Raw genomic sequence first — 24,094 nt, forward strand, 5'->3', positions numbered from 1 at the left:
GCCCATGGAGGGGGAAACCGACATGCCTTACATCACCGTCGGCGAAGAGAACAGCGCGCCCATCGAGCTCTACTACGAGGACCACGGCACCGGGCAGCCGGTCGTGCTCATCCACGGCTACCCGCTCGACGGCCACTCCTGGGAGCGGCAGGTGCCCGCCCTGCTGGAGGCCGGCCACCGGGTCATCACCTACGACCGCCGGGGCTTCGGCCGTTCCTCGCAGCCGACCAAGGGCTACGACTACGACACCTTCGCCGCCGACCTGGACAAGGTGCTGACCACGCTGGACCTGACGGACGCCGTCCTGGTCGGCTTCTCGATGGGCACCGGCGAGGTGGGCCGCTACCTGGGCACCTACGGTTCGGGCCGGGTGGCGAAGGCCGCCTTCCTGGCCTCGCTCGAGCCCTTCCTGCTGAAGACCGACGACAACCCGGCGGGCGTCGACCAGCACGTCTTCGACAGCATCCTGGAAGCCGTCAGCAAGGACCGGTACGCCTACTTCACCGCGTTCTACCAGGACTTCTACAACCTGGACGAGACGCTCGGCAGCCGTATCAGCGAGGAGGCCGTGCGCAACAGCTGGAACGTGGCGGCCGGTTCCTCGGCGCACGCCTCGGTGGCCTGCGTGCCGACCTGGATCACCGACTTCCGCGCGGACGTGGCGAAGGTCGACGTGCCGACGCTGATCCTGCACGGCACCGGCGACCGCATCCTGCCGATCGACTCGACCGGGCGGCCCTTCCGCGCCCTGCTGCCCTCCGCCGAGTACGTGGAGATCGAGGGCGCCCCGCACGGCCTGCTGTGGACCCACGCGGAGGAGGTCAACGCCGCGCTGCTGAGCTTCCTCAGCAAGTGAGCGGCAAGTGATCGGCGAGTAAGCGGCACGGGGGCGTCGGGGTCACTCCCGCCCCGACGCCACCACCGCGAGCACGCCCGCCGCCCCCGCCGCCACCAGCAGCGGAATGCCCAGGCCGTGGTGGAGCACCAGCCAGGCGCCGAGGCAGGCACCGGAGGCCATCGCGACGACCGCCGCCGAACGGCGCGGCGAACGGCGGCCCGAGCCGCCGCCGGCCCGGGAGTCGGCGGCCAGGCCCGTCAGCGTCATCGTCAGGACGGTCGTCGTCGTGAGGCCGGGGACGTCCAGCTTGCGGACCGTCGCGTTGCGCAGGCCCATCGCGACGGCCGTGAGCCCGATCACGGCGTAGCGGGTGGCGGTGGCGTGCGGCGCGGCGAAGGCGGCCGCGGCGGCCCCGCCCACCAGCACCGCCTCGGCGGCGAGCGTGAGCCGCGCCCAAGTGCGCCGCGAGCCGTCGCCCAGCCCCCGCGTGACCCGCCCTCCGGCCACTGCGCCGAGGAGGAAGCAGCCCAGCGAGGTCGCGGTGTGGGGTACGGAGAAGCCCGGCGCCCCGGCCGCGGCGAAGCCCAGCACGACCACGTTGCCGGTCATGTTGGCCGTGAAGACATGCCCGAGCCCCAGATAACTCACCGCGTCGATCAGCCCGCTGACCACCGCCAGCCCCAACAGCACGAACACCAGGCGCAGTCCGTGCGCCTCCGGTTCGCTCTCGCTCACGCTCACGCTCATCGACTCTCCGGGTGGCCGGACGGGCAGGGTGCACTCAAGTCCACCATGGACGCGGGGGTCACTCGGATGCCGACATGAGGTGCACGTCCGTAGCGTCGAGGACATGAGTGATGAGACGTGCAAATCATATGAAAAACCCATCAGTTGGCGGACGCGGCGGGCTCTCGCGGCAGCGGCCGCCCTGTTGCTCGCGGGCCTCGCCGCGGCACCCGTGGCCACCGCCGCCGAGCAGACGCACCACGGGACGCGCCGCGGAGACCTGATCTCCGTCACGCCGGTCGCCGACCGCGACGCCGGGCAGCTCAGGAAGTTCGTGGCCGACCGGGGCGTCGCCGCGGACCCCGTGCGGTACGGCGTACGGGCGTACCGGCTGACGTACCGGACCGTCGACCCGTACGGGAAACCGACCACCGCCACCGGGCTCCTCACCCTCCCCAAGGGCGGCGCCCACCGGCTCGACCTGGTGTCCGACACGCACGGCACGATGGTCAAGCGCAGCTACGCGCCCTCCGCGAGCGAGGACTTCGGCCGGATCCCGTCGTATCTGAACGCGAGCGCCGGGCGCGCGGTGGCGGCCCCCGACTACCTGGGCCTGGGCGAGGGGCCGGGCCCGCATCCGTACATGGACACCCGCTCCTCCGTCACGGCCTCCGTCGACATGCTGCGCGCCGCCCGCACGGCGGCTCAGCGCCTGGGCCGCCCGCTCACCGGCGATGTCTACGCGACCGGCTTCTCACAGGGCGGCCAGGTCGCCATGGCGCTGGGCAAGGCGCTGGAGCACGGCGCCGACGGGCACTTCCGCCTGAAGGCCCTCGCACCGATCAGCGGCCCGTACGACCTGGAGGGCCAGGAGCTCCCCGCGCTGTTCGACGGCCGGGTGAATGACACCAGCGGGGTGCTCTACATCTCGTACTGGCTGGTCGCGCAGAACCGTCTCCACCCGATCTACAAGGACCCGGCGGAGGTCTTCCGCGCCCCGTACGCGAGCCGGGTCGAGGGCCTCTACGACGGAAACCACGAGGAGGACGACGTCGTCAAGGGGCTCGCCCCCACGGTGAAGGACCTGCTCACGCCCGCCTTCCAGAAGCGGCTGCGGCACCCGTCGGGCGCGCTGCTGGACGCGACGCGCGCCGCCGACCACACCTGCGACTGGAAACCGGACGTACCGGTGCGGCTGTACGCCGGCGCCAACGACACCGACGTGCCCATCGGCAACGCCCGCACATGCGCCCGCACCCTCGCCGGTCAGGGAACGAGGGTGCGGGTGGTCGATCAGGGAGCCGTGGACCACTTCGGCTCCTTCGCCGTGTCGGCTCCGCAGGTGGTGCGGTTCTTCGACGGCGTACGGGCCCGGGGGTGAGCCCGAGGGGCGGCGGCTCAGTACCAGCCGTTGGCCTGCCAGAACGCCCAGGCGGCGGTCGGGCTGCCGTAGCGGGAGTTCATGTAGTCCAGGCCCCACTTGATCTGGGTCCTGGGGTTGGTCTTCCAGTCCGAGCCGGCGCTGGCCATCTTCGAGCCCGGGAGGGCCTGGACCAGGCCGTAGGCGCCGGAGGAGGAGTTGGTGGCGGTGACGTTCCAGCCGCTCTCGCGCTCGACGATCTTGCTGAAGGCGTTGTACTGCGCCGCGCTCGGGATCATCTTGTGCGCGATCGCCTGAGCACTGGCGGCCGAGGAGGCGGTCGCGGCGTGAGCGGGAGCCGCGGTCAGCACCATGCCGGCGGTGGCGGCGGCCACGGCGGCGGAGGCGAGGGCCTTCTTCGGGGACGCGATGCGGCGGGCGATGCGGGAGACGAACACGGGGAACCTTTTCCTTCGGGGACAGGGGGTCGCACGCAGTCCGCGGGAGTCGTGCGAGAACCCGGGGGGCATACGTCGGCGCCGTGGCCCTGTGGGCACATCGGCGCCGTGCGACGTCATCCAGAGAAGCAGGCTCGGAAGGGGTCCGCAATGACCGTATTTGCTAGTTGTGGTCGTATGTGGGCGGGGCGGGGTTCGTGTGACCTGGCTCTCAAAGTGCAGGTCAGAGGCGGTTATGGCGTGGACATGGCGTCCGGTTTGCACTACTAGAGCAGATAGTGGGTGATGTGGGTCATGTGGGGTGGTTCACCGGTCAACGGGGGTCGAAAGTGACCGCGGTCTCGAAAGCCGCCCTGCGGGTGGCTCTGCGTAGCGCCCTGAGCACCGCCGGGCCGACCGAGAGGGTCAGTACGACGGTGACGACGGCCCGGCCCAGGTCCCAGCCCAGCGAGGTGGCCGCGCAGTACGCGAGGAAACGGGCCAGGTTGGCGGGGACCGCTGCCCGCGGGTCGAAGGCGATGCCCGAGGCGAGCGCGCCCATGAAGGGCCAGCCCGCCAGGTTCATGACCGTGCCGTAGGCGAAGGCGGCGAGGAAGCCGTAGCCGGCGAGCAGGGCGAGCTCGCCCCGGCCGCGCAGACGGTCGGGTCCCGGCAGCAGCCCGGCCCCCATCGTGAACCAGCCCATCGCCAGCATCTGGAACGGCATCCACGGGCCCACCCCGCCCGTGAGCAGCGCGGACGCGAACATGGTGAGCGAGCCGAGGGTGAAGCCGAAGCCCGGGCCGAGCACCCGCCCGCTCAGCACCATCAGGAAGAACATCGGCTCGATGCCCGCGGTCCCGGCGCCGAGCGGGCGCAGGGCCGCGCCGGTCGCCGCGAGCACCCCGAGCATGGCGACCGCCTTCGGGCCGAGCCCGGACTCCGCGATGGTCGCGGCCACTACGGCGACCAGCAGCACCAGCAGACCCGCGAAGAGCCAGGGGGCGTCCTGGGCGTGGGCGCCGAGCTGTGAGCCGGGCGGGGCGAGGAAGGGCCAGCCGAAGGCGGCCGCACCCACGGCGCTGACCAGGCCGAGGGCCGTGAGGGAGCGGGGGCCCAGGCGGATGGGGCGGGCCTGCGGTGTCATCCCAGGGCCTCCCGTACCTGCGCGACCGTGAGCCACTGCTGCGGGGCGAGGATCTTGGTGACCTGCGGGGCGAAGGACGGGGACGAGACGACCACCTCGGCCGTCGGTCCGTCGGCGATCACCTCGCCGTCGGCGAGCAGGACCACGCGGTGGGCGAGTTCGGCGGCCAGTTCCACGTCGTGCGTGGCCAGGACGATCGCGTGTCCCTCGGCTGCGAGGTTTCGCAGCAGGGTGACGAGGCGGGCCTTTGCCGCGTAGTCCAGACCGCGGGTCGGTTCGTCGAGCAGGAGCAGGGGTGGGCGGGCGGTGAGGACGACCGCCAGGGCGAGGGTGAGGCGTTGGCCCTCGGAGAGGTCGCGGGGGTGGGAGACGTCGGTGACGCCGGTGATCTCCGGGAGGAGGGCCGAGAGGAGGGTGCGGCAGGTGCCGGGGGTGGCGTCGGCGTCGCGGTCGGCTGCGGCGCACTCGGCTGCGACCGTGTCGGCGTAGAGGAGGTCCTGGGGTTCCTGGGGGACCAGGCCTACGTGGCGGATGAGGGTGGGGGGTGGTGTGCGGTGGGGGGTGAGGCCGGCGACGCTCACCGAGCCCGTGGTGGGGGGTGTCAGGCCTACGAGGGTGTTGAGGAGGGTGGATTTGCCGGCGCCGTTGCGGCCCATCAGGGCGAGGGTTTCTCCGGGGGTGATGGTGAGGTCTATGTGGCGGAGGGCTTGGATGGTTGCGCGGCGGACGGACAGGGCGTGGATCTCCGCGGTGGGTTGGACCGTGGCTGGGGGTGTGGGCTTGTGCTTGCGGAGGAGGGCTCGCCATCGGCGGGTGGGGGCTGAGGCAGGGGCGGTGTCGCTGGCCCGCGCTTGCGGGGTGCCGCCTGCGCCCACCCGTGCCGCCCTAGGCGGCACGCATGCCCGCAGGCTACGGGGCCGAGCGGCAGGACTGTCCGCAGGCTGCGGCGGGTCCGCGGGCGGCGTCAGTGCCAGTTGCTCGCGCAGTGCGCCTGCCCGGCGGCGGGCGTCTCGTACCGTCAGTGGGAGCGGGGACCAGTCGGCCAGGCGGCCCAGGGCCACCACCGGGGGGTACACCGGTGACACGGCCATCATGTCGGCCGGGAGGCCGAGTTGCAGTGGGGCTCCTGGGGCAGGTAGCAGGGCGACCTGGTCCGTGTACTGGATGACCCGTTCCAGGCGGTGTTCCGCCATCAGGACCGTGGTGCCGAGGTCGTGGACGAGGCGTTGGAGGACCGCCAGGACTTCCTCCGCCGCCGCCGGGTCGAGGGCGGAGGTCGGTTCGTCCAGGACCAGGACCTGGGGGTGCGGGGTGAGGACCGAGCCGATGGCGACGCGTTGCTGCTGGCCGCCGGAGAGGGTGGCGATGGGGCGGTTGCGGAGGTCGGCGAGGCCGAGGAGGTCGAGGGTCTCCTCGACGCGGCGGCGCATCACATCGGGTGCGAGGCCCAACGACTCCATTCCGTAGGCGAGTTCGTCCTCGACGGTGTCCGTGACGAAGTGGGAGAGCGGGTCCTGGCCCACCGTGCCCACCACGTCCGCGAGTTCGCGCGGCTTGTGCGTACGGGTGTCACGGCCCGCCACCGTGACGCGGCCGCGCAGGGTGCCGCCCGTGAAGTGCGGGACGAGACCGCTGACCGCGCCGAGGATCGTTGACTTGCCCACTCCTGAAGGGCCGACCAGGAGGACCAGTTCGCCTTCCGGGACCTCGAAGTCCACACCCCGCACGGTGGGTTCGGCCGCCCCCTCGTAGGTCACGGAGACATCCTCGAAGCGGATCACGACGGCTCCTTCGGGGCGATGAAAGCGGGCAGGAGAGCCAGGAGTACCGCCGCCGCCGGCCACAGGGGGAGCGTGGGGGCGACGAGCGGGACGACACCGGGGTGCAGGGCCGCCGGGTCGGTGTCGGCGGCGAGGGTGAGCAGCGCGGCGACCGCGGCGCCGGAGACGGTGACCAGCCCGGCGCGGATGCCCCAGCGGTCCGGGCGGTAACGGGTGCGCAGGCTGCGCCGGCCGCCCAGCCGCAGACCGGCCAGGGCCGCGGCGAGTCCGGCGAGCAGCAGGGGCAGGCCGTACGTGCCGCCTTCGGCGGTGAGCAGCCCGTACGTTCCCGCGCAGACGCCGAGCAGACCGCCGAGGGTGAGGGCGGCGGTGGTGCGCCGCACGGCGGGCGGGACCTCGGCGGTGCGGCCGTAGCCACGGGCGTCCATCGCGGCGGCGAGGGCGACCGAACGCTCCAACGCACCCTCCAGGACCGGGAGCCCGACCTGCAGCAGGCCGCGGATGCCGCTGTCGGGGCGGCCGCGCAGACGGCGGGCGGCGCGCAGCCGCTGGACGTCGGCGATGAGGTTCGGCGCGAAGGTGAGGGCGACCACCACCGCGACGCCGGTCTCGTACAGGGCGCCCGGCAGGGACTTGAGGAGACGGGACGGGTGGGCGAGTGCGTTCGCGGCGCCCACGCAGATGAGGAGCGCGGCCAGCTTCAGGCCGTCGTAGAAGGCGAACAGGAGTGACTCGGCCGTGACCCTGCCGCCCAGGCGGATGCCCTGCGCCCAGTGGGGGAGCGGGAGTTCGGGGAGCGTGACGATCACGTGTGTGCCGGGGATGGGGGAGCCCAGTGCCACCGCGAAGACGAGCCGGATGAGGAGGACGGCGAGGGCGAGTTTGAGGAAGGCGGAGTAGGAGCGGGACCAGGGGGTTCGGGGGCGGCAGGTGGCTACGACGTAGGCGGACACCGTGATGAGGAGGGAGAGGAGGAGGGGGTTGGTGGTGCGGGTGGCCGCGGTGCCCAGGCCCAGGGACCAGAGCCACCAGGCGCCGGGGTGGAGTTGTGCGGGGCGGTGGGGGCGGGTGCGGCCGCTCACCGGCGCCGGCCGGGTGCCGCCTCTCCTTGGGTCGGGAGCCGCCCCGGCGGCAGGACTGCCCGCAGACTGCGCGGGCTTGGCGGCGCGGCTATGCATGGGTGCGTCGCCGCGCCTGCCACACCGCCGCCGCGGCCAGCAGCGCGACCGCGCCCGCCCCCGCAAGCAGACCCACCGACGGGCCGCTGTCCTGCTTCCCGTCCTTCGCGGCAGGCGCGGGCCGCTTGCCCGACGCGACCTGCTCCCCGCACCCCTTCCGCGGATACCCCCCGATCGCGCACAACAGCGCGTTCGTGTCGTACCGCAGCGGCTTCGCCACCGCGGCCAGCGCATCCGCCGTCGTGCCGTCGGCAGACACCCGCGCGCAGACCGTGCGACGGGCCGGTGGCGTCTCGCCGGGAGGTGCGTCGGCCGCCGTGCCGAAGTCGAGGACCAGCGCCACGCGCTTCTTGCCCTGCTGCGCGGGCGTCCGCGCGCAGATCACCGGGAACGACACCGCCCCGCGCGGCTTCGCCGAGTCGGCCGAGTCCTCGCTCACCGAGAAGCGGAAGCCCTGGACTGCGCCGTCCGAGGGGCGGGCGGTGGCGGGGCCCTGGGTGGCGTACGTCCAGTGGCCGGCGTCGTAGTCCCAGAAGGACCAGTAGCGGTAACCGGCGGCCTGTGCCTGGCCGCTGCCGACCAGGGTCAGCAACAGCGCGGCGAGGAGGAGAACACAGCGTCGTATCACGGCTGTCGCCTCTTGTTGCGGCCGCTGAGCAGGAAACCCAGGCCGATGCCCGCGACGAGCCCCACACCGACGATCCACCAGACCCCGAGCCCGGAGTCCTTCTCCGAGTCCTTCTTCGCGGCGCGACTCCCTGCGCTTTCCGAGGCCTTGCCGGGGTAGGCGCCGGCCGCCGGGAGGGCGGCGGGCTTCGGGCCGGTCGCGTTGAGGAGCTTGACCAGGTCCTGGCCGCCGAAGTCGTGGTAGTCGGCGGTCCCCGCGTGCGCCGCGAGGATCAGCTGTGCGTACGCGGCCGGTCCGGCCTGCTTCGCCCACGCCCCGGAGTTGGCCTCCAGCCAGCGCATGGCGTCGGCGGCCATGTCACCGTGGCCGGCGGTGGCGAGGGCGAGGACCGCGTCGGCCGTGTTGCCGTAGTCGGGCTGGGGCTTGGCGCCGGGCAGCGTCGACGTCAGGTGCTTGTCCTTGGCCAGGGCCTTGACGAGGTACGCGGCACCGTTCTGTGCCGCCTCCTCTGGGCCGGTGGCCTTCTTGCACGCCGGAGCGGTGCCGGCGGGTTTCGGGGAGTCCCCGGCCAGGCCCTTGCCGAGTGCGCCCACGACCGCAGCCGCGCTCGCGTCCGCGTTGGCGGACAGTCCGCCCTTCTTGTCCGGCTGGAAGGCGAAGGCACCCGAGCCGTCCCCGGCGCAGGGCAGGGCCAGCTTCAGCAGGGCGTCGTAAGGGGACGTGCCGTCCTTGAGGACCTGGTCCGGCTTCTCACCCACGGCGGTCAGCGCGCCGATGACGACGGACGTCGAGTTCGCGTCACTCGCTCCACCCGGGGCGTAGCCCCAGCCGCCGTCCTTGTTCTGCACGGACTTCAGCCAGGAGACCGCCCTGCCGGTGGTGCTCTCGTGTCCGCCGAGCGCGGCGAGGGCCTGGACGGCGGCGCCCGTACTGTTCGTGTCGACCATGAGCTTCGCGTCACAGGCCTTCGCCGTGTCCGCGCGGAACGGCGCGAAGGCCCCGTTCGCACACTGCTGTCCCGCCAGCCAGTCCACCGCCTTCGCCGCCGGCTTCACCCCCACGGTGTCCTGCGCGAGCAGCGCCAGCGACTGGCGCCACACGCCGTCGTACTTCGGATCTGACGTGCCGTAGAGGCCGTCGGGCAGGGACGGGGAGGGGGACGCGGCGAAGGCCGGGCCGGCGGCACCCAGTACGACGGTGCCGGCGGCCAGTACCGCGACGCTGTGGCGGACGACGTTCATGATCGGCGGGTGCCTCTCCCTGCGGGAGCGGGCAGCACGGGACAACCCCGGCGGCTCGGCTCCGTATGCCTCGATGGTGCCGTGCGCCGACGGGTTGCCGACGCGCGTGAGCCGGTCACCACCGCGCGGGGCGATGCGGCTGGCCGCCCGGTGCGGGCGGGTCACGGGTGGGGGCACCTCCCAGGCCCTTGAGGCACTGGGGGAGGGTCAGCGCCGGAATTGCACCGGCTTCCCCCCGTACGGCGTGATGACGACCCGGCCACTGTACCGGCCCGTAGGAACACGCTGAGAGCCGCCTGTGAGGTGCGCGGCGCTATGTTCGGCTCATGGCAACGGGGAGGCTGCTCGGCACGGGCCGGGTCAACGACGTGTACGAACTCGACGCGGCGTGGGTGCTGCGGCGCAACCGCGAGGGATGGGGTGACGCCCTCGCCGAGGGCGCCGTGATGGAGCACGTACGCGCGCACGGATACCCCGTGCCCCGGGTACGGCTGTCCGACTCCACGCCCACCGAGCTGGTGATGGAGCGGCTGTCCGGGCCGACGATGCTCGACGCGTGCCTGACCGGTTCGCTCGGGGCCGAGGAGGCCGGCGCGACGCTCGCCGAACTCCTGCGCCGACTCCACGCCGTACCCGCCCGCGATTCCGCCGACGGCCGGGTGCTCCACCTCGACCTGCACCCGGACAATGTGATGCTGACGCCCGAGGGCCCGTACGTCATCGACTGGAGCAACACCGAGGAGGGTCACCCGGGCCTGGACTGGGGCATCTCCGCCGTGATCCTCGCGCAGGTCGCCGTCGGGGACCAACCGGTCGCCGACGCCGCCCGCGCCATGCTGGCCGCCCTCCTCGCCGACGCCTCCCAGCTCACCGACGAGGGCCTGAAGGAGGCCCGACGGCGGCGCGCGGCCAACCCGACGATGAGCCGACGGGAGGTCGAACTCCTCGGGGAGGCCGAGGAGTTGATCCGTACGTTCACGTAGGGAGGTCAGCCGACGACGGCCACCGCGTCCACCTCGACCAGCACACCCTCCCGGACCGGCCGCGCCACCACCGTCGTACGAGCGGGCAGGGGCGAGCAGTCCGTGAAGAACTCCCGGCAGACGCGGTTGAACTCGGCGAAGTGGGTGCGGTCGCCGCACCGACCGCGCGCCCTTCGCCCCCTTCGCCGACGGCAGCGCGCCGCCGCGTCCCCAGGGGTGCGGAGTGGTCCGCTGCTGTTCACCTCCGGACAGGGACGGGTTCGCGGGGGCCGCGGCCGAGGTGCGGGGTCGGGCCGCCGAAGGGCAGGTGCAGGGTGCGGGAAGCGAGCAGCCAACGGCCGTCGACGCGGCGGAAGGTGTCCTCGTAGTTGCCCACTTGGACGGGCGGTCCTGCCGGGACCATGTCGCCCGTCCAGCCTTCGATCCGGTACGTCGTGAAGTACGACGTGGCCTCGGCCGTGTCCGCCGACGTCACCGTGACGCGGATGTTGGACATGACCCGCCGCGAGAGCTTGTCCGCGGGCCGTGCGCCGAAGTACGTCCGCAGCGCCTCCCGCCCCTCGGACCGCCGGCCGTCCCCCGGCGGCGGCCACTCCCACCAGCCGTCCTCGGTGAACAGCTCGGCCACGGAGGCGGGTTCGCCGAGGTCCAGGCGGTGGACGAAGTCGAGGATCAGCCGCTCGCAGGCGCGTTCGGCGAGGAGTTGCTGCAACGGGTCCATGAGACCGTTGGTACCAGCGGCGGATCACCGGGCGCGACCGCTTTACACCGCCACGTACGTCACCGGGTCGCTCCCCGCCACCGCCTCGGCCCGCCCCAGCTTCACCAGCCGCCGCAGATGCGCCTCGGCCTCCGAGACCGCGATGTTCCTCGACCCGTACGGGATCTGGGCCCAGGGCCGGTTCCACTCCATGCGCTCGGCCAGCTGCCAGGGGGTGAGCGGCTCCACCAGGAGGGACTGGAGGCCGGTGAGCCGCTCCTCGTGATGGTCCAGCAACTCCCGGACGCGGGCGGGCGCGTCCGCGAACACGTGCTGGTGGGCGGGGAGCACCTCGGCGGGGGCGAGACGGCCGACGCGTTCCAGGGAGTCGAGGTAGTCGCCGAGGGGGTCGGTGACCGTGGTGTCGTCGGGGTCCTCGTACAGGCCGATGTGCGGGGTGATCTCGGGGAGCAGGTGATCGCCGGAGAACAGCCGTCCGTGGCCCGGGAGTCGGGCCGGATGCTGCTCCTCCAGGTGCAGGCAGACATGGCCGGGGGTGTGCCCCGGCGTCCAGATGGCGCGCAGCCGGCGGCCCGGGAGGCCGAGCAGCTCGCCGGGGACGATCTCCCGGTCGGGCAGGGCGGGGGAGAAGCCCGGCAGGGTGGTGCGGGGGGCCGCGTCGCGCAACGGCGCCACGTGCTCCTCGGGGGCGCCCGCGGCGACCAGCTTGGCGGTCATGTACGCGAACCAGCGCCCCGGCCGGGTGTCGCGGGTGCGCCGCACGATCGCCGTGTCCGCGGCATGCATGGCGATCCAGGCGCCGGACGCCTCACGCACCTTGCCGGAGAGGCCGTGGTGGTCGGGGTGGTGGTGGGTGATGACCACGCCGTGCACCTCGCCCACCGCCGTACCGCAGGCGGACAGCCCCTCGACGAGCGTGTCCCAGGAGGCGGGGTCGTCCCACCCGGTGTCGACCAGTACCGGCCCGCGGTCGGTGTCGACGACGTAGACCAGCGTATGGCCGAGCGGATTGTCCGGGATGGGGACCTTGATCGACCGGACGCCTCCGCCGTGGTCGTACACCTGCGTCATGGGCTCCCCAATCGCCGCGGACCGGCCACGCTCGGCCCACTGCTGCGCCATTCCGGGGGCCGTGACATCAGCGGCTTCGCCGCGGGCCCCCGGACCCCCAGCAGAAAAGCGAGTCAGCCACGGCGGCCGACGCGGACATCGCGAGGCAAGCACGAGTATAACTAGAACGCGTTTCGATGGGAGCCCAAGTCACCTGTCCCCGCGGTCAAGTCGTGTGCGGCCCGTGGACTCCTCCGAGGGGAACTGGTATCAGTGCCGTATCTGATGAACCGTCAGAGACAGGCGCTCCGGGGAGGCAGTCGGCCATGACCGAGCTCGTGGAACACGGACAGCTGTTCATCGGTGGGGAGTTGACCGACCCCCTCGGCAAGGACGTCATCGAGGTGATCTCGCCGCACACCGAGGAGGTCATCGGGCGGGTGCCGCACGCCTCCCGGGAGGACGTCGACCGGGCCGTCGCCGTCGCGCGCCGCGCCTTCGACGAGGGGCCCTGGCCGCGGATGACCCTCGACGAACGGATCGAGGTCGTCACCCGCATCAAGGACGCGATCGCCGTACGGCACGAGGAGATCGCCCGCGTCATCTCCTCCGAGAACGGGTCCCCTTACTCCTGGAGCGTCCTCGCGCAGGCGCTCGGCGCGATGATGGTGTGGGACGCGGCGATCACCGTCGCCCGCGACTTCACGTACGAGGAGCGGCGCGACGGCGTGCTCGGGAAGATCCTGGTGCGGCGGGAGCCGGTCGGGGTCGTGGCGGCCGTGGTCCCCTGGAACGTCCCGCAGTTCGTGGCCGCCGCCAAGCTGGCGCCCGCGCTGCTCACCGGCTGCACGGTGGTGCTCAAGCCGTCGCCGGAGTCGCCGCTGGACGCGTACATCCTGGCCGACATCACCCGCGAGGCCGGGCTGCCCGAGGGCGTGCTGTCGATCCTTCCGGCCGACCGCGAGGTCAGCGAGTACCTGGTCGGCCACCCCGGGATCGACAAGGTCGCCTTCACCGGTTCGGTGGCGGCGGGCAGGCGCGTGATGGAGGTGGCGTCCCGCAACCTCACCCGCGTGACACTGGAGTTGGGCGGCAAGTCGGCGGCGGTCGTCCTGCCGGACGCGGACGTGGCCACCACCGTCGCGGGCGTGGTGCCGGCGGCCTGGATGAACAACGGCCAGGCGTGCGTGGCCCAGACCCGCATCCTCCTGCCGCGCTCGCGCTACGACGAGTTCGCCGAGGCCTTCGCGGCGGCGGCGAGCGCCCTGGTCGTCGGCGACCCGCTGGACGCGGCGACCCAGGTCGGCCCCCTCGTGGCCAGGCGCCAGCAGCAGCGCAACCTCGACTACATCCGCATCGGCCAGGAGGAGGGCGCCAAGATCCTCACCGGCGGCGGCCGCCCGCCCGGCCTGGACCGCGGCTGGTACGTCGAGCCGACCCTCTTCGGTGACGTCGACAACTCGATGCGGATAGCGAGGGAGGAGATCTTCGGCCCGGTGATCTGCCTGCTCCCGTACGGCGACGAGTCCGAAGCCCTGAAGATCGCGAACGACTCCGACTACGGGCTCAGCGGCAGCGTGTGGACGGCGGACGTGGCGCACGGCATCGAGGTCGCCCGCCGGGTCCGCACCGGCACGTACTCGGTGAACACCTTCAGCCTCGACATGCTCGGCCCCTTCGGCGGCTACAAGAACTCCGGGCTGGGGCGGGAGTTCGGCCCCGAGGGGTATGGCGAGTACCTCGAACACAAGATGATCCATCTCCCGGCCGGCTGGGAGGGCTGAGCGGATGGGGGTACCTCCCGCGCGAGCGTATTCGAGCGTGGGGGCGGGCGACCGCTGGCACGTCGAGGTCGACCGCTCCGTGTGCATCGGCTCGGCCCAGTGCGTCCACCGGGCGACCGGGGCCTTCCGCCTCGACTCCGCCATGCAGTCACACCCCGTCGAGCCGGAGCCCGACGCCAGCGAACGCATCCTGGAGGCGGCCGAGAACTGCCCGGTGGAGGCGATCGTGATCACGCTGCTGGGGAGTGGGGAGCCGGTGTTTCCGCCCGAGGAGTAGTGCACGAAAAGTGCCTTTTAGGGGGTTTCATTCCCGCTCGGAAGTTCTATTCTGGGAATTGGCCTACGGGACGAGTGAGGGAGTCCGAACCGGAGTAGCCGATTCTGGCGTGAAGCAGTCAGTCCGCCGGGACCGACGTCGACGGTCCGGGCTGAGAGGCCGGAAGGTCGTGGACCACAAGGTCTACGGCTGGAAGGCGACCTCCACCACCTGACCCGGGTAATGCCGGCGAAGGGAACCCGTCTCGTAGGTCCTTCGCGTGCCGGCACTACGCTCCTGCGGTTGCCGTAGGAGCGATGAGGGCGGGAAAGCGTGCGCAAGGCCGAGGCCGGAAAGCTGATCAAGCGTGCTCGCCCATTTCCCGGACGAGGAGGCGAGCCCGGTGTGGTGGTACGACGCCGCGCTCGCCCACAAGTTCCTGCGCAACTGGGCCAAGGCGTACGAGCTCGGACGCGAGGCCGCCGCGCGCAGCCCGCGAGGTGAGGGCGACCCGGCGTTCTGGAACCTGGGCATCGCGGCGACCGTCCAGCGCGACTGGGCGACGGCCCGCGACGCCTGGGCCGGCTTCGGCATCGACCTCCCGGACGGCGAGGGTGAGATCGCCGGCCGCTTCGGCAACGCGTGCGTGCGGCTCGACACGGGCGGCAAGCGCGAGGTCGTGTGGATCGAGCGGCTGTGCCCGACGCGCGGGCGGGTGGTCAACGCACCCGTGACCGGAGGCCGCCGGTACGGCGAGATCGTCGTGCACGACGGCGAGCCGAAGGGGGGGGCGGTCGACGGCGTGACCTTCCCCGTCTTCGACGAGCTGCTCCTCTTCGAGGCCTCCGACCTGCCCACCCTGGAGGTGACCGTGGCCGCCGGCGAGGCGGACGACCTGCGGGCCCTGCTCGACCTGTTCGGCGAGCACGACTACGGCGCCGAACCGGCGAGCAGCGTCCGCCTGCTCTGCGCCTGCTGCGGCGAGGGCACCCATCAGCAGGACCGCGGCCTGCCGGCGGGCACCCGGACGGTGTCCCTCGCGGCCCCCGAGGAGGACGCCCGAAGGCTGCTGACGCAGTGGGCGGACGGCGCGGCGATCGGACGGAGCTGGAGCGGGCCGGCCGCGGTCGGCTGAGAGAGCCGGGGGGTGCGGCTAGGACGGTTTCCCGGGCGCCGTCGGATCCGTCAGGTCGATCAGGCGGCACACCGTCTCGATGTCGATCTTGACCTGGGCGATGGAGGCGCGGCCCGAGAGCCAGGTGATCAGGGCCGAGTGCCAGGTGTGCTCGATGACACGGACGGCCGAGAGCTGCTCGGGGGTCGGGTTCTCCAGGCCCATCGCGTCCAGGATGATCACGGTGGTCTGGCGGGAGACCTGGTCCACCTCGGGCGAGACGCTCCGGTCGGCGAAGGTCAGCGCACGCACCATCGCGTCGGCCAGATGCGGCTCGCGTTGCAGTGCGCGGAAGGCCCGCATCAGGGTCTCGGCGACCCGCTCGGCCGCCGTCTCGCCCTGCGGCGGCTTCTTCCGCAGCGTGCCGTGCATGTGCTCCAGCTGGTCCTGCATCGTGGCGACCAGCAGATGGATCTTGGACGGGAAGTAGCGGTAGAGGGTGCCCAGCGCCACCTGCGAGGACTCGGCGACCTCACGCATCTGCACCGCGTCGAAACCACCCCGGCTGGCCAGCTGCGCGCTCGCGTGCAGGATGCGCCGACGACGCGCCTCCTGCCGCTCCGTGAGGGGCGGGGAGGCCGGCTGCGAGGTACGTGTTTCCACCTTGGCCACCTTCGCTTGCGCAGGCATGGATCCCGTTCCGTGACAGTCGGTGAGGGCTGGTGATCGCACCGAGTTTGGCAGGGCCTCAGCCGTGGCGCGAATCACCTGATCCACTGCTCACCGCGCCCCTACCTGCCGGTAGATTCAGAGCCTCCTGGACGATCAAGTCTGAAACTTGTTCTAGATTAGCGTCCCGGCGTAATCTCGCGGGACAGTGCACGCAGAAGGGGGCCCAGAGTGACCGCTGAGGCCAGTCAGGCGGGTCCCCAGGAGGACCTCGCCGCCGACGGCGAGCGACCGCTCCACATCGCGCTCCTCACCTATAAAGGGAACCCGTTCTGCGGCGGACAGGGCGTCTACGTCCGCCACCTCTCCCGCGAGCTGGCCCGCCTCGGCCACCGCGTCGAGGTCATCGGCTCCCAGCCCTACCCCGTCCTCGACGAGGGCGAGGACTACGCCGGCCGGCTGAGCCTGACGGAGCTGCCGAGCCTCGACCTCTACCGCTCGCCGGACCCCTTCCGCACCCCGAAGCGCGACGAGTACCGCGACTGGATCGACGCGCTGGAGGTCGCGACCATGTGGACCGGCGGCTTCCCGGAGCCGCTGACGTTCTCCCTGCGCGCCCGCCGCCACCTCCGCGCCCGCCGCGGCGAGTTCGACGTCGTGCACGACAACCAGACCCTCGGATACGGCCTGTTGGGCGATGTGGGCGCCCCCCTGGTGACCACCATCCACCACCCCATCACCGTCGACCGCCAATTGGAGCTGGACGCCGCCGAGAACTGGCAGCAGCGCTGGGGCAAACGGCGCTGGTACGCCTTCACCCGCATGCAGAAGCGCGTCGCCCGCCGCCTGCCCTCGGTCCTCACCGTCTCCGGCACCTCGCGCGCCGAGATCATCGACCACCTCGGGGTGCGGGACGACCGTATCCACGTGGTGCACATCGGCGCCGACACCGACCTCTTCTCGCCGGACCCGGCCGTCCCCGTGGTACCCGGCCGGATCGTGACGACGTCCAGCGCGGACGTCCCGCTCAAGGGCCTGGTCTTCCTCGTCGAGGCGCTCGCCAAGGTCCGCACCGAGCACCCGGACGCCCACCTCGTCGTCGTCGGCAAGCGGCCCACCGAGGGACCCGTCGCCCAGGCCATGGAGCGTTACGGCCTCGAAGGCGCCGTCGAGTTCGTCAAGGGCATCTCGGACGCCGAACTGGTCGACCTCGTCCGCTCGGCCGAGGTCGCCTGCGTGCCGTCCCTGTACGAGGGCTTCTCCCTCCCGGCGGCCGAGGCGATGGCCACCGGCACGCCCCTGGTCGCGACGACCGGCGGTGCGATCCCCGAGGTCGCCGGACGCGACGGCGAGACGTGCCTGGCGGTGCCGCCGGGTGACCCCGGCGCCCTGGCCGCGGGCCTCAGCCGCCTGCTGGGCGATCCGGAGCTGCGCGTGCGGCTCGGCCGCGCCGGCCGGGAGCGGGTGCTGCGGCACTTCACCTGGGCCCGCGCCGCCGAGGGAACGGTCGCCCGATACCGCGAGGCCATCTCCGGCACCCCGGCGCCGCAACCCGCCGCGGCCGAACCGCCGAAGGCCCTCGTGGAAGCCGTAGAAGCCGTAGAAGAACTAGCCGCCACCCATCCCGAAAGCAGGGCCACGTGCTGACCGTCGACTTCTCCCGGTTCCCGCTCGCCCCGGGCGACCGCGTCCTGGACCTCGGCTGCGGGGCCGGCCGGCACGCGTTCGAGTGCTACCGGCGCGGCGCCCAGGTCGTGGCGCTCGACCAGAACGGCGAGGAGATCCGCGAGGTCGCGAAGTGGTTCGCCGCGATGAAGGAGGCGGGTGAGGCCCCGGCCGGCGCCACCGCCACGGCGATGGAGGGCGACGCCCTGGCGCTGCCCTTCCCCGACGAGTCCTTCGACGTCGTCATCATCTCCGAGGTGATGGAGCACATCCCGGACGACAAGGGCGTGCTCGCCGAGATGGTCCGCGTGCTCAAGCCCGGCGGCCGCATCGCCATCACCGTCCCGCGCTACGGCCCCGAGAAGGTCTGCTGGGCCCTGTCCGACGCCTACCACGAGGTCGAGGGCGGCCACATCCGCATCTACAAGGCGGACGAACTGCTGGCCAAGATCCGCGAGGCGGGCCTGAAGCCCTACGGCACCCACCACGCGCACGCGCTCCACTCCCCGTACTGGTGGCTGAAGTGCGCGTTCGGCGTCGACAACGACAAGGCGCTGCCGGTGAAGGCGTACCACAAGCTCCTGGTCTGGGACATCATGAAGAAGCCCCTGGCCACCAGGGTCGCCGAACAGGCCCTCAACCCCCTGATCGGCAAGAGCTTCGTGGCCTACGCGACCAAGCCCCACCTGCCCTCGGTGGACGCCCGGTGACCACTCCCCGGACAGAACACCTGGTCCTGCCCGGGGTCCTCACCGCCGAGCAGGCTGCCGCGACCGTGCGCGGCATCCTCGCCGTACAGCGGGAGGACGGCGCGATCCCGTGGTTCCGGGGGCACCACCTGGACCCCTGGGACCACACCGAGGCCGCGATGGCCCTGGACGCGGCGGGCGAGCACGAGGCCGCCGAGCGGGCGTACGAGTGGCTCGCACGCCACCAGAACACAGACGGCTCCTGGTACGCGGCCTACGCCGACGGGGACGCCGAGGACGTCACCGACCGCGGACGCGAGACGAACTTCGTCGCGTACATCGCGGTGGGCGTGTGGCACCACTACCTGTCGACGGGCGACGACACGTTCCTGGACCGCATGTGGCCGTCCGTCTACGCGGCCGTCGAGTACGTGCTGCGGCTCCAGCAGCCCGGCGGCCAGATCGGCTGGAAGGGCGAGGAGGACGGCAGCTTCACCCCCGACGCCCTGCTGACCGGCTCGTCCTCCGTCCACCACGCCCTGCGCTGCGCGCTCGCCGTCGCCGAACAGCGCGAGGAGCCGCAGCCGGACTGGGAGTTGGCCGTCGGCGCCCTGCGTCATGCGATCCGCCGCCACCCGGAGCGGTTCCTCAACAAGGACCGTTACTCCATGGACTGGTACTACCCGGTGCTGGGCGGCGCGCTGACGGGTGCGGAGGCCAAGTCCCGTATCGAGGAGGACTGGGACCGCTTCGTCGTCCCCGGCCTCGGCGTGCGCTGCGTGGTCCCCAACCCGTGGGTCACCGGCGGGGAATCGGCCGAACTCGCCCTCACCCTCTGGGCGATGGGCGAGTCCGACCGCGCGCTGGACATCCTCCAGTCGATCCAGCACCTGCGGGACCCGGAGACCGGCCTGTACTGGACGGGCTACGTCTTCGAGGACCAGGCGATCTGGCCACGCGAGCTGACCACCTGGACGGCGGGCTCACTGCTGCTCGCCGTCGCCGCCCTCGGCGGCCACGAGGCGACCTGCACGGTGTTCGGCGGCGAGCAGCTGCCGAGGGGGCTGGATCCGGACTGCTGCGCCTGATCTCCGGGCGCGACCGGGTGGGTGGTCAGTGCCGTGTCATCCGTCCGGCGATCGCGTGGCCGACGAACAGGTAGACCACCGCTGCCAGGCCGTAACCCGCGACCACGCGGGCCCAGGCCTTGTCGAAGGTGAACAGGTCACGCGACCACCCGGCCAGCCAGTTGGCCACGTTGTGGACGAACTGCACCAGGTCGTTGGCACGGTTGGCGTCCAACAGGTACATCAGGATCCACAGGCCCAGGATGAGGGCCATGATGTCGGCGACGATCGCTATGACCGCGCCGGCTCGATTACCGCTGCTGTATCGAGACATACTCTGCGGATTGCCGCCGGACGCTTTATGAAACCCGAACGGGTTCTCTCAGGAGTTCAGCTCGGCCAGCACCCGTAGGGACTCCCGGTCCGGGGAGAGGGCCAGCAGGTCCGTCACCGGCCCCTTGCGCCACAACTCCAGCCGTTCGGCGATCCGTTCCCGCGGCCCCACGAGGGAGATCTCGTCGGCGAAGGCGTCCGGTACGGCGAGGACGGCCTCCTCGCGGCGCCCGGACAGGAACAGCTCCTGGATCCGGCGGGCCTCCTCCTCGTATCCCATCCTCGCCATCAGATCGGCGTGGAAGTTGCGCGCCGCGTGCCCCATCCCGCCGATGTAGAACCCGAGCATGGTCTTCACGGGCAGCAGGCCTTCGCTCACGTCGTCGCAGACCCGGACCTGTGCCATGGGGGCGACGAGGAAGCCTTCGGGGGCATCGGCGAGCGAGGCCTCATAGACCTCGGGGCGGGTCGGCGACCAGTAGAGGGGGAGCCAGCCGTCGGCGATACGGGTGGTCTGCGCGACGTTCTTCGGCCCTTCCGCGCCGAGGAGGACGGGAAGGCCGGGACGCAAGGGGTGCGTGATGGACTTGAGGGCCTTGCCGATACCGGTGCCGTCCGCGCCGCTGTAGGGATGGGAGTGGAACCGCCCGTCGAGCACCACCGGCCCCTCACGCCTGAGCACCTGCCGTACGACGTCCACGTACTCCCTGGTCGCGGTCAGCGGCGACTTCGGGAACGGCCGCCCGTACCACCCCTCCACCACCTGCGGCCCCGACAGCCCGAGGCCGAGCAGCACGCGGCCGCCGGAGAGGTGATCGAGGGTGAGGGCGTGCATGGCGGTGGTGGTCGGGGAGCGGGCGGCCATCTGGGCAACGGCCGTCCCCAGCTTGATGGTCGACGTCTGGGCGGCGATCCAGGTCAGCGGGGTGAAGGCGTCGGACCCCCACGACTCCGCGGTCCACACGGAGTCGTACCCGAGCCGCTCGGCCTCCCGCGCGAGCGGCACATGGTCGGGGGAGGGGCCGCGACCCCAGTAGCCGAGGGCGAGACCGAGTCGCATGACGCCTCCATCAGATATCTGACGGTCAGTCAGTTACGGGCTGGGAGCTGCGACTGTACGACAACGGCCCCCCGCCCGGAAGGGCGAGGGGCCGCTGGTTGCTCCTTCGGCGGGCGTCAGCCGCGCTGGATCCCGGAGGTGTCCTGCAGCACGCCGCGGCGGCCGTCCTGGGTCTGGGCGACCAGGGCCGGACCGCGCTGCTCGACGGCCAGATACCAGGTGCCGGGCGCCAGTTCGGCGATCGGCGTGGGCGAACCGTCCTCCGCGAACAGCGGCCGCGGCACCGGAACGGCGAACCAGAACGGCGAGAAGTCCCCGGCCGGCGGCTGCCCCTGCTGTGCCTGCGGCTGCTGGGCCCCGTAGGGCTGCCCGGGCTGCGGCTGTCCGCCGTAGGGCTGCTGCTGGGCGCCCGGGTAGCCGTAACCGCCGGACGGCTGGGCGCCGTAGGGCTGGGGGGCGGCGGGCTTGGGGGCGGGGATCAGGGCGGCCTGGAGGGCGGGGACGAGGGGGGTGGCGATGGCGCCGCCGGCCATGACCAGGGTGGCGACCAGGGCGAGGATCAGGCCGGTGCCGGCGTCGGGACCGCTGCCCGCATTGCGGATGTTGTCCACGGCGCCGATCGGGTCGAAGACGTTACCGAGGGCGCTCCATGCGGCGAAGACCGTGAAGGCGATGCCGAACTGACCGAGGTCCAGCCCCGCGACCTTGCGCGGCTGCGGCAGGGCCCGGCTGACGACGACGAGCGCGGCGCCGATGATTCCCGCCAGCACGACACTGAGCACGACCGGCCCGCTCCCCCAGAGGCTCGGGATGTCGCTGCTGTTTGCGCCGTCGATCGAGTAGATGCTGAGGAACGACGCGATGAAGAGCAACACCGCTGCTCCGATCACCACGCCGTCGCCTCGTGTGAGGGAGCGGATATTCACTTCAGGTCCTTCGTAAGTCGTCTCGTCGTCGGTAGACACTATCGTCCGTCCGAGCAAGGCGTCCGCCGGGATCAGCCCGCTGATCACGAACCGTGCAGGAAACTCACGATTCCATCAGAAATTCCTTGCGCGGCCTTCTGACGCCAGGCACCGCTGGTGAGCCGTGCCGCGTCCTTGCTATCGCGCATGTTCCCGCATTCGATGAACACCTTCGGAACCGTTGACAGATTGAGACCGCCCAGGTCCTTACGCGTGACGAGGCCGGTGCCGTCGCCGATGTAGTTGGAGGGCGGTTCACCCGTGACGCGGAGGAAGTTGCCCGCGATGCGCTCGCCGAGGTCGGCGGAGGAGGCGACGATGGGGCGGGTGTCGGCGGCGCCCGCGTGGACGGAGCCGGGAAGGATGACGTGGAAGCCGCGGTTGCCGGCCGCGGAGCCGTCCGCGTGGAGGGAGATCGCGGCGTCGGCATGGGCCCGGTTGCCGATCTGCGCCCGCTGGTCCACGCAGGGGCCCCAGGCGGGGTAGTTGGCGTCGTGGGTCAGCTTCACCGTGGCGCCCAGTTTCTGCAGCAAGGCCTTGAGGCGATGGGACACGTCCAGGGTGAACTGGGCTTCCGTATAGCCCGAGTTGGTGGACGTGCCCGTCGTGTCGCACTCCTTCTTGTTCGTGCCGATGTCCACCTTGCGGGCGATCTCGGTGGCGTGCCGGAAGTTGCCGGGGTTGTGGCCGGGGTCGATGACGACGACCTTGCCCTTGAGGGGGCCGGAGGCGACGGGTGCCGACGAGGTGGGGGCCGCGAGGGTGGGCGGCGGGCTGTTCGGGTTCTTGTCGTCGCCGGAGGGGGAGGGGACGGGCGCGCCGGACGTCGCCGTCGTGGACGTCCGTACGGTCGCCTGGGCCGTCCCGGCGCCGCCCCCGCTCCCGCCCACGGTCTCGTACACGAGCCACCCGAGCAACGCACCCGGCACGAGCGCGGCGACCGCCACGGTCAGGGGGCTGCGCCGGGGGCGGCGGGGCTGGGGAGGATCGAAGTCCGGGCCTACGTACGACACGGCTGCCACCCTACGGGGCGTCAGGCCGATCCGCAGGCTTCCTGAGTTCGTGTGCCGACCTTGCGTGGTACTCGAAACCTGTACCAGTGCAGTACCATTTTTGGGTACGGCTTTACCCACGGGAGGGGAGTGTGGCTCATGTCGATAAGCGCCAGCGAGGCCAGGAGGACCCTGTTTCCGCTCATCGAGCGCGTCAACACCGATCACACCCCCGTGAGGATCAGCTCGAAGAGCGGCGATGTCGTGCTGATGTCTGCCGATGACTACGACGCCTGGCAGGAGACGGTCTATCTCCTGCGTTCCCCTGCCAACGCTCGACGCCTCATGGAGGCCGTCGCGCGCGACAAGGCAGGTGAGGCGGGCATCGCGAAGTCGATGGATGAGCTCCGCGACCTGGCTGGGGGCGAGGCGTGAGGGGTGTTTCCTTCGACCCGGACGGGTGGGAGGACTTCCTGTACTGGCTTGCCGCCGACCGCAGGACGGCCCGGAGGATCACGCGGTTGATCGGCGAGATCCAACGCACGCCCTTCGAGGGGATCGGCAAGCCGGAGCCGCTGAAAGGCGAGCTGTCCGGCTACTGGTCTCGACGGATCGACGACGAACACCGTCTCGTGTACCGAGCAGACGACAAAGAAGTCAAGATCCTCAAAGCCCGCTATCACTACAGCTGAGGCCGGCGGCCTGTCACGTACGCGCACCGGTTCGCCGCAACACGCGCAGGGAGCCGGTCACCGAGACCTCCGTGAACGCGCCGGACTCCAGCGCCCGCAGGTAGACCCGGTACGGCGCCTGGCCGGTGAACTCGTCCTTCGGGTCCGGGAAGACGTCGTGGATGAGGAGCAGGCCGCCTTCGGCCACATGGGGGGCCCAGCCCTCGTAGTCGGCGGTGGCGTGTTCGTCGGTGTGGCCGCCGTCGATGAAGACCAGGCCGAGGGGGGTCCGCCAGAACTTCGCGATCTGCGGCGAGCGGCCGACCAGCGCCACCACGTGCTCCTCCAGACCGGCCCGGTACAGCGTCCGCCGGAACGTCGGCAGCGTGTCCATCAGCCCGATCTCCGGGTCGACCGTCTCGGGGTCGTGGTAGTCCCACCCCGGCTGCTGCTCCTCGCTGCCACGGTGGTGGTCGAGGGTCAGCGCGGTGACTCCGGTCTCGCGGGCGGCATCGGCGAGCAGGATCGCGGAGCGCCCGCAGTACGTACCGACCTCCAGCAGGGGCAGCCCGAGGCCGCCCGCCTCGACAGCGGCCGCGTAGAGCGCCAGCCCCTCATCGACGGGCATGAACCCCTTCGCCGCCTCGAACGCGGCCAGGATCTCGGGCTTGGGGGCCGCGGTCATGGGGTTCCTTTCGGTCGTACGTGGGTTCGGCCGCCAATGTTGCCGCACCCCCGG

The 24,094-nt window shown here is 71.7% G+C and carries 27 protein-coding genes; 11 read left to right on the forward strand and 16 right to left on the reverse strand.

The genetic code is table 11. The annotated features are described in order from the left end of the window. The first annotated feature begins 22 nt into the window (after positions 1-22). Positions 23-856, forward strand: a complete 834-nt coding sequence (locus tag ACWC1K_RS40195; RefSeq protein WP_450838035.1) for an alpha/beta fold hydrolase — start codon at positions 23-25, stop codon at positions 854-856. A 42-nt stretch (positions 857-898) separates the two neighbouring features. On the opposite strand, the gene ACWC1K_RS40200 is transcribed toward ACWC1K_RS40195, so the two are convergent. After that, positions 899-1,585 (reverse strand): YoaK family protein, encoded by a 687-nt coding sequence (locus tag ACWC1K_RS40200; protein WP_450838036.1) that lies wholly within the window; start codon positions 1,583-1,585, stop codon positions 899-901. A 103-nt stretch (positions 1,586-1,688) separates the two neighbouring features. Between ACWC1K_RS40200 and ACWC1K_RS40205 the strand changes: the two genes are divergently transcribed. After that, entirely contained in the window at positions 1,689-2,945 is a 1,257-nt protein-coding gene (locus ACWC1K_RS40205; protein WP_450838037.1) for an alpha/beta hydrolase, read from the forward strand. Positions 2,946-2,962: 17 nt separating this feature from the next. Here ACWC1K_RS40205 and ACWC1K_RS40210 read toward each other — a convergent pair whose 3' ends face one another. The 6 genes from ACWC1K_RS40210 to ACWC1K_RS40235 all read right to left on the reverse strand — a co-directional run bounded on the left by ACWC1K_RS40210 (position 2,963) and on the right by ACWC1K_RS40235 (position 9,336). Then, positions 2,963-3,382 (reverse strand): aggregation-promoting factor C-terminal-like domain-containing protein, encoded by a 420-nt coding sequence (locus tag ACWC1K_RS40210; RefSeq protein ID WP_450838038.1) that lies wholly within the window; start codon positions 3,380-3,382, stop codon positions 2,963-2,965. 313 nt (positions 3,383-3,695) lie between these two features. After that, positions 3,696-4,508: an ECF transporter S component gene (locus ACWC1K_RS40215; protein ID WP_450838039.1), complete on the reverse strand. Its 813-nt coding sequence runs from the start codon at positions 4,506-4,508 to the stop codon at positions 3,696-3,698. After that, positions 4,505-6,289: an ABC transporter ATP-binding protein gene (locus tag ACWC1K_RS40220; RefSeq protein ID WP_450838041.1), complete on the reverse strand. Its 1,785-nt coding sequence runs from the start codon at positions 6,287-6,289 to the stop codon at positions 4,505-4,507. Before ACWC1K_RS40220 ends, ACWC1K_RS40215 begins: the two co-directional genes overlap by 4 nt. Beyond that, a complete protein-coding gene (locus ACWC1K_RS40225) occupies positions 6,286-7,467 on the reverse strand; it encodes an energy-coupling factor transporter transmembrane component T (protein WP_450838042.1) in 1,182 nt (393 codons plus the stop codon). The genes ACWC1K_RS40220 and ACWC1K_RS40225 overlap by 4 nt, the downstream gene beginning before the upstream one ends. Continuing rightward, positions 7,460-8,095: an SCO2322 family protein gene (locus tag ACWC1K_RS40230; RefSeq protein WP_450838044.1), complete on the reverse strand. Its 636-nt coding sequence runs from the start codon at positions 8,093-8,095 to the stop codon at positions 7,460-7,462. Before ACWC1K_RS40230 ends, ACWC1K_RS40225 begins: the two co-directional genes overlap by 8 nt. After that, positions 8,092-9,336, reverse strand: coding sequence for a prenyltransferase/squalene oxidase repeat-containing protein (locus ACWC1K_RS40235; RefSeq protein ID WP_450838115.1), 1,245 nt, complete (start codon positions 9,334-9,336; stop codon positions 8,092-8,094). The genes ACWC1K_RS40230 and ACWC1K_RS40235 overlap by 4 nt, the downstream gene beginning before the upstream one ends. Before the next feature lie 326 nt (positions 9,337-9,662). Here ACWC1K_RS40235 and ACWC1K_RS40240 point away from each other — a divergent pair, with 326 nt between their 5' ends. Further along, positions 9,663-10,319 (forward strand): phosphotransferase, encoded by a 657-nt coding sequence (locus tag ACWC1K_RS40240; RefSeq protein WP_450838045.1) that lies wholly within the window; start codon positions 9,663-9,665, stop codon positions 10,317-10,319. Positions 10,320-10,324: 5 nt separating this feature from the next. Here ACWC1K_RS40240 and ACWC1K_RS40245 read toward each other — a convergent pair whose 3' ends face one another. From ACWC1K_RS40245 to ACWC1K_RS40255, 3 genes are read right to left on the reverse strand one after another with little or no spacing between them, the layout of a single operon-like run. Further along, complete coding sequence (locus ACWC1K_RS40245) at positions 10,325-10,561, reverse strand: RidA family protein (protein WP_450838046.1); 237 nt, start codon at positions 10,559-10,561, stop codon at positions 10,325-10,327. Further along, entirely contained in the window at positions 10,558-11,040 is a 483-nt protein-coding gene (locus ACWC1K_RS40250) for a nuclear transport factor 2 family protein (RefSeq protein ID WP_450838047.1), read from the reverse strand. The genes ACWC1K_RS40245 and ACWC1K_RS40250 overlap by 4 nt, the downstream gene beginning before the upstream one ends. A gap of 42 nt (positions 11,041-11,082) precedes the next feature. Next, a complete protein-coding gene (locus ACWC1K_RS40255) occupies positions 11,083-12,111 on the reverse strand; it encodes an MBL fold metallo-hydrolase (RefSeq protein ID WP_450838048.1) in 1,029 nt (342 codons plus the stop codon). 305 nt (positions 12,112-12,416) lie between these two features. On the opposite strand from ACWC1K_RS40255, the gene ACWC1K_RS40260 reads away from it, so the two are divergent. The 3 genes from ACWC1K_RS40260 (at position 12,417) to ACWC1K_RS40270 (ending at position 15,265) form a co-directional block, all read left to right on the forward strand. Then, positions 12,417-13,874: an aldehyde dehydrogenase gene (locus tag ACWC1K_RS40260; RefSeq protein ID WP_450838050.1), complete on the forward strand. Its 1,458-nt coding sequence runs from the start codon at positions 12,417-12,419 to the stop codon at positions 13,872-13,874. Between the two features lie 4 nt (positions 13,875-13,878). Next, complete coding sequence (locus ACWC1K_RS40265) at positions 13,879-14,151, forward strand: ferredoxin (protein WP_450838051.1); 273 nt, start codon at positions 13,879-13,881, stop codon at positions 14,149-14,151. A 346-nt stretch (positions 14,152-14,497) separates the two neighbouring features. After that, the gene (locus tag ACWC1K_RS40270; protein ID WP_450838052.1) at positions 14,498-15,265 is read left to right on the forward strand and encodes a tetratricopeptide repeat protein; all 768 of its coding nucleotides are present in this window, start codon (positions 14,498-14,500) and stop codon (positions 15,263-15,265) included. 18 nt (positions 15,266-15,283) lie between these two features. On the opposite strand, the gene ACWC1K_RS40275 is transcribed toward ACWC1K_RS40270, so the two are convergent. After that, positions 15,284-15,934, reverse strand: coding sequence for a TetR family transcriptional regulator (locus ACWC1K_RS40275; protein ID WP_450838053.1), 651 nt, complete (start codon positions 15,932-15,934; stop codon positions 15,284-15,286). Positions 15,935-16,144: 210 nt separating this feature from the next. Between ACWC1K_RS40275 and ACWC1K_RS40280 the strand changes: the two genes are divergently transcribed. Genes ACWC1K_RS40280 through ACWC1K_RS40290 form a run of 3 tightly spaced genes read left to right on the forward strand, consistent with a single transcriptional unit; the run spans position 16,145 to position 19,355 of the window. Further along, positions 16,145-17,560 (forward strand): glycosyltransferase family 4 protein, encoded by a 1,416-nt coding sequence (locus ACWC1K_RS40280; protein WP_450838054.1) that lies wholly within the window; start codon positions 16,145-16,147, stop codon positions 17,558-17,560. Next, positions 17,554-18,288, forward strand: a complete 735-nt coding sequence (locus ACWC1K_RS40285; protein WP_115908450.1) for a class I SAM-dependent methyltransferase — start codon at positions 17,554-17,556, stop codon at positions 18,286-18,288. Before ACWC1K_RS40280 ends, ACWC1K_RS40285 begins: the two co-directional genes overlap by 7 nt. Further along, a complete protein-coding gene (locus ACWC1K_RS40290) occupies positions 18,285-19,355 on the forward strand; it encodes a prenyltransferase (RefSeq protein ID WP_450838055.1) in 1,071 nt (356 codons plus the stop codon). Before ACWC1K_RS40285 ends, ACWC1K_RS40290 begins: the two co-directional genes overlap by 4 nt. Before the next feature lie 25 nt (positions 19,356-19,380). On the opposite strand, the gene ACWC1K_RS40295 is transcribed toward ACWC1K_RS40290, so the two are convergent. From ACWC1K_RS40295 to ACWC1K_RS40310, 4 genes are all read right to left on the reverse strand, one after another. Beyond that, positions 19,381-19,668 (reverse strand): hypothetical protein, encoded by a 288-nt coding sequence (locus ACWC1K_RS40295; RefSeq protein ID WP_450838057.1) that lies wholly within the window; start codon positions 19,666-19,668, stop codon positions 19,381-19,383. Between the two features lie 48 nt (positions 19,669-19,716). Then, entirely contained in the window at positions 19,717-20,727 is a 1,011-nt protein-coding gene (locus ACWC1K_RS40300) for an LLM class F420-dependent oxidoreductase (RefSeq protein ID WP_450838058.1), read from the reverse strand. A 116-nt stretch (positions 20,728-20,843) separates the two neighbouring features. Then, complete coding sequence (locus ACWC1K_RS40305) at positions 20,844-21,653, reverse strand: hypothetical protein (protein ID WP_450838060.1); 810 nt, start codon at positions 21,651-21,653, stop codon at positions 20,844-20,846. Positions 21,654-21,736: 83 nt separating this feature from the next. Further along, positions 21,737-22,705, reverse strand: coding sequence for an N-acetylmuramoyl-L-alanine amidase (locus ACWC1K_RS40310; protein ID WP_450838061.1), 969 nt, complete (start codon positions 22,703-22,705; stop codon positions 21,737-21,739). Positions 22,706-22,843: 138 nt separating this feature from the next. Between ACWC1K_RS40310 and ACWC1K_RS40315 the strand changes: the two genes are divergently transcribed. Continuing rightward, on the forward strand, positions 22,844-23,119 hold the full coding sequence (locus ACWC1K_RS40315) for a type II toxin-antitoxin system Phd/YefM family antitoxin (RefSeq protein WP_450838063.1): 276 nt from the start codon (positions 22,844-22,846) through the stop codon (positions 23,117-23,119). Next, positions 23,116-23,376 (forward strand): Txe/YoeB family addiction module toxin, encoded by a 261-nt coding sequence (locus tag ACWC1K_RS40320; RefSeq protein ID WP_450838064.1) that lies wholly within the window; start codon positions 23,116-23,118, stop codon positions 23,374-23,376. Before ACWC1K_RS40315 ends, ACWC1K_RS40320 begins: the two co-directional genes overlap by 4 nt. Before the next feature lie 13 nt (positions 23,377-23,389). On the opposite strand, the gene ACWC1K_RS40325 is transcribed toward ACWC1K_RS40320, so the two are convergent. Then, positions 23,390-24,040 carry a class I SAM-dependent methyltransferase gene (locus ACWC1K_RS40325; protein ID WP_450838066.1) on the reverse strand — a complete coding sequence of 217 codons (651 nt, stop codon included), beginning with the start codon at positions 24,038-24,040 and terminating at the stop codon, positions 23,390-23,392. Between the last annotated feature and the right edge of the window lie 54 nt (positions 24,041-24,094).

This window comes from Streptomyces sp. NPDC001492, assembly GCF_053597275.1.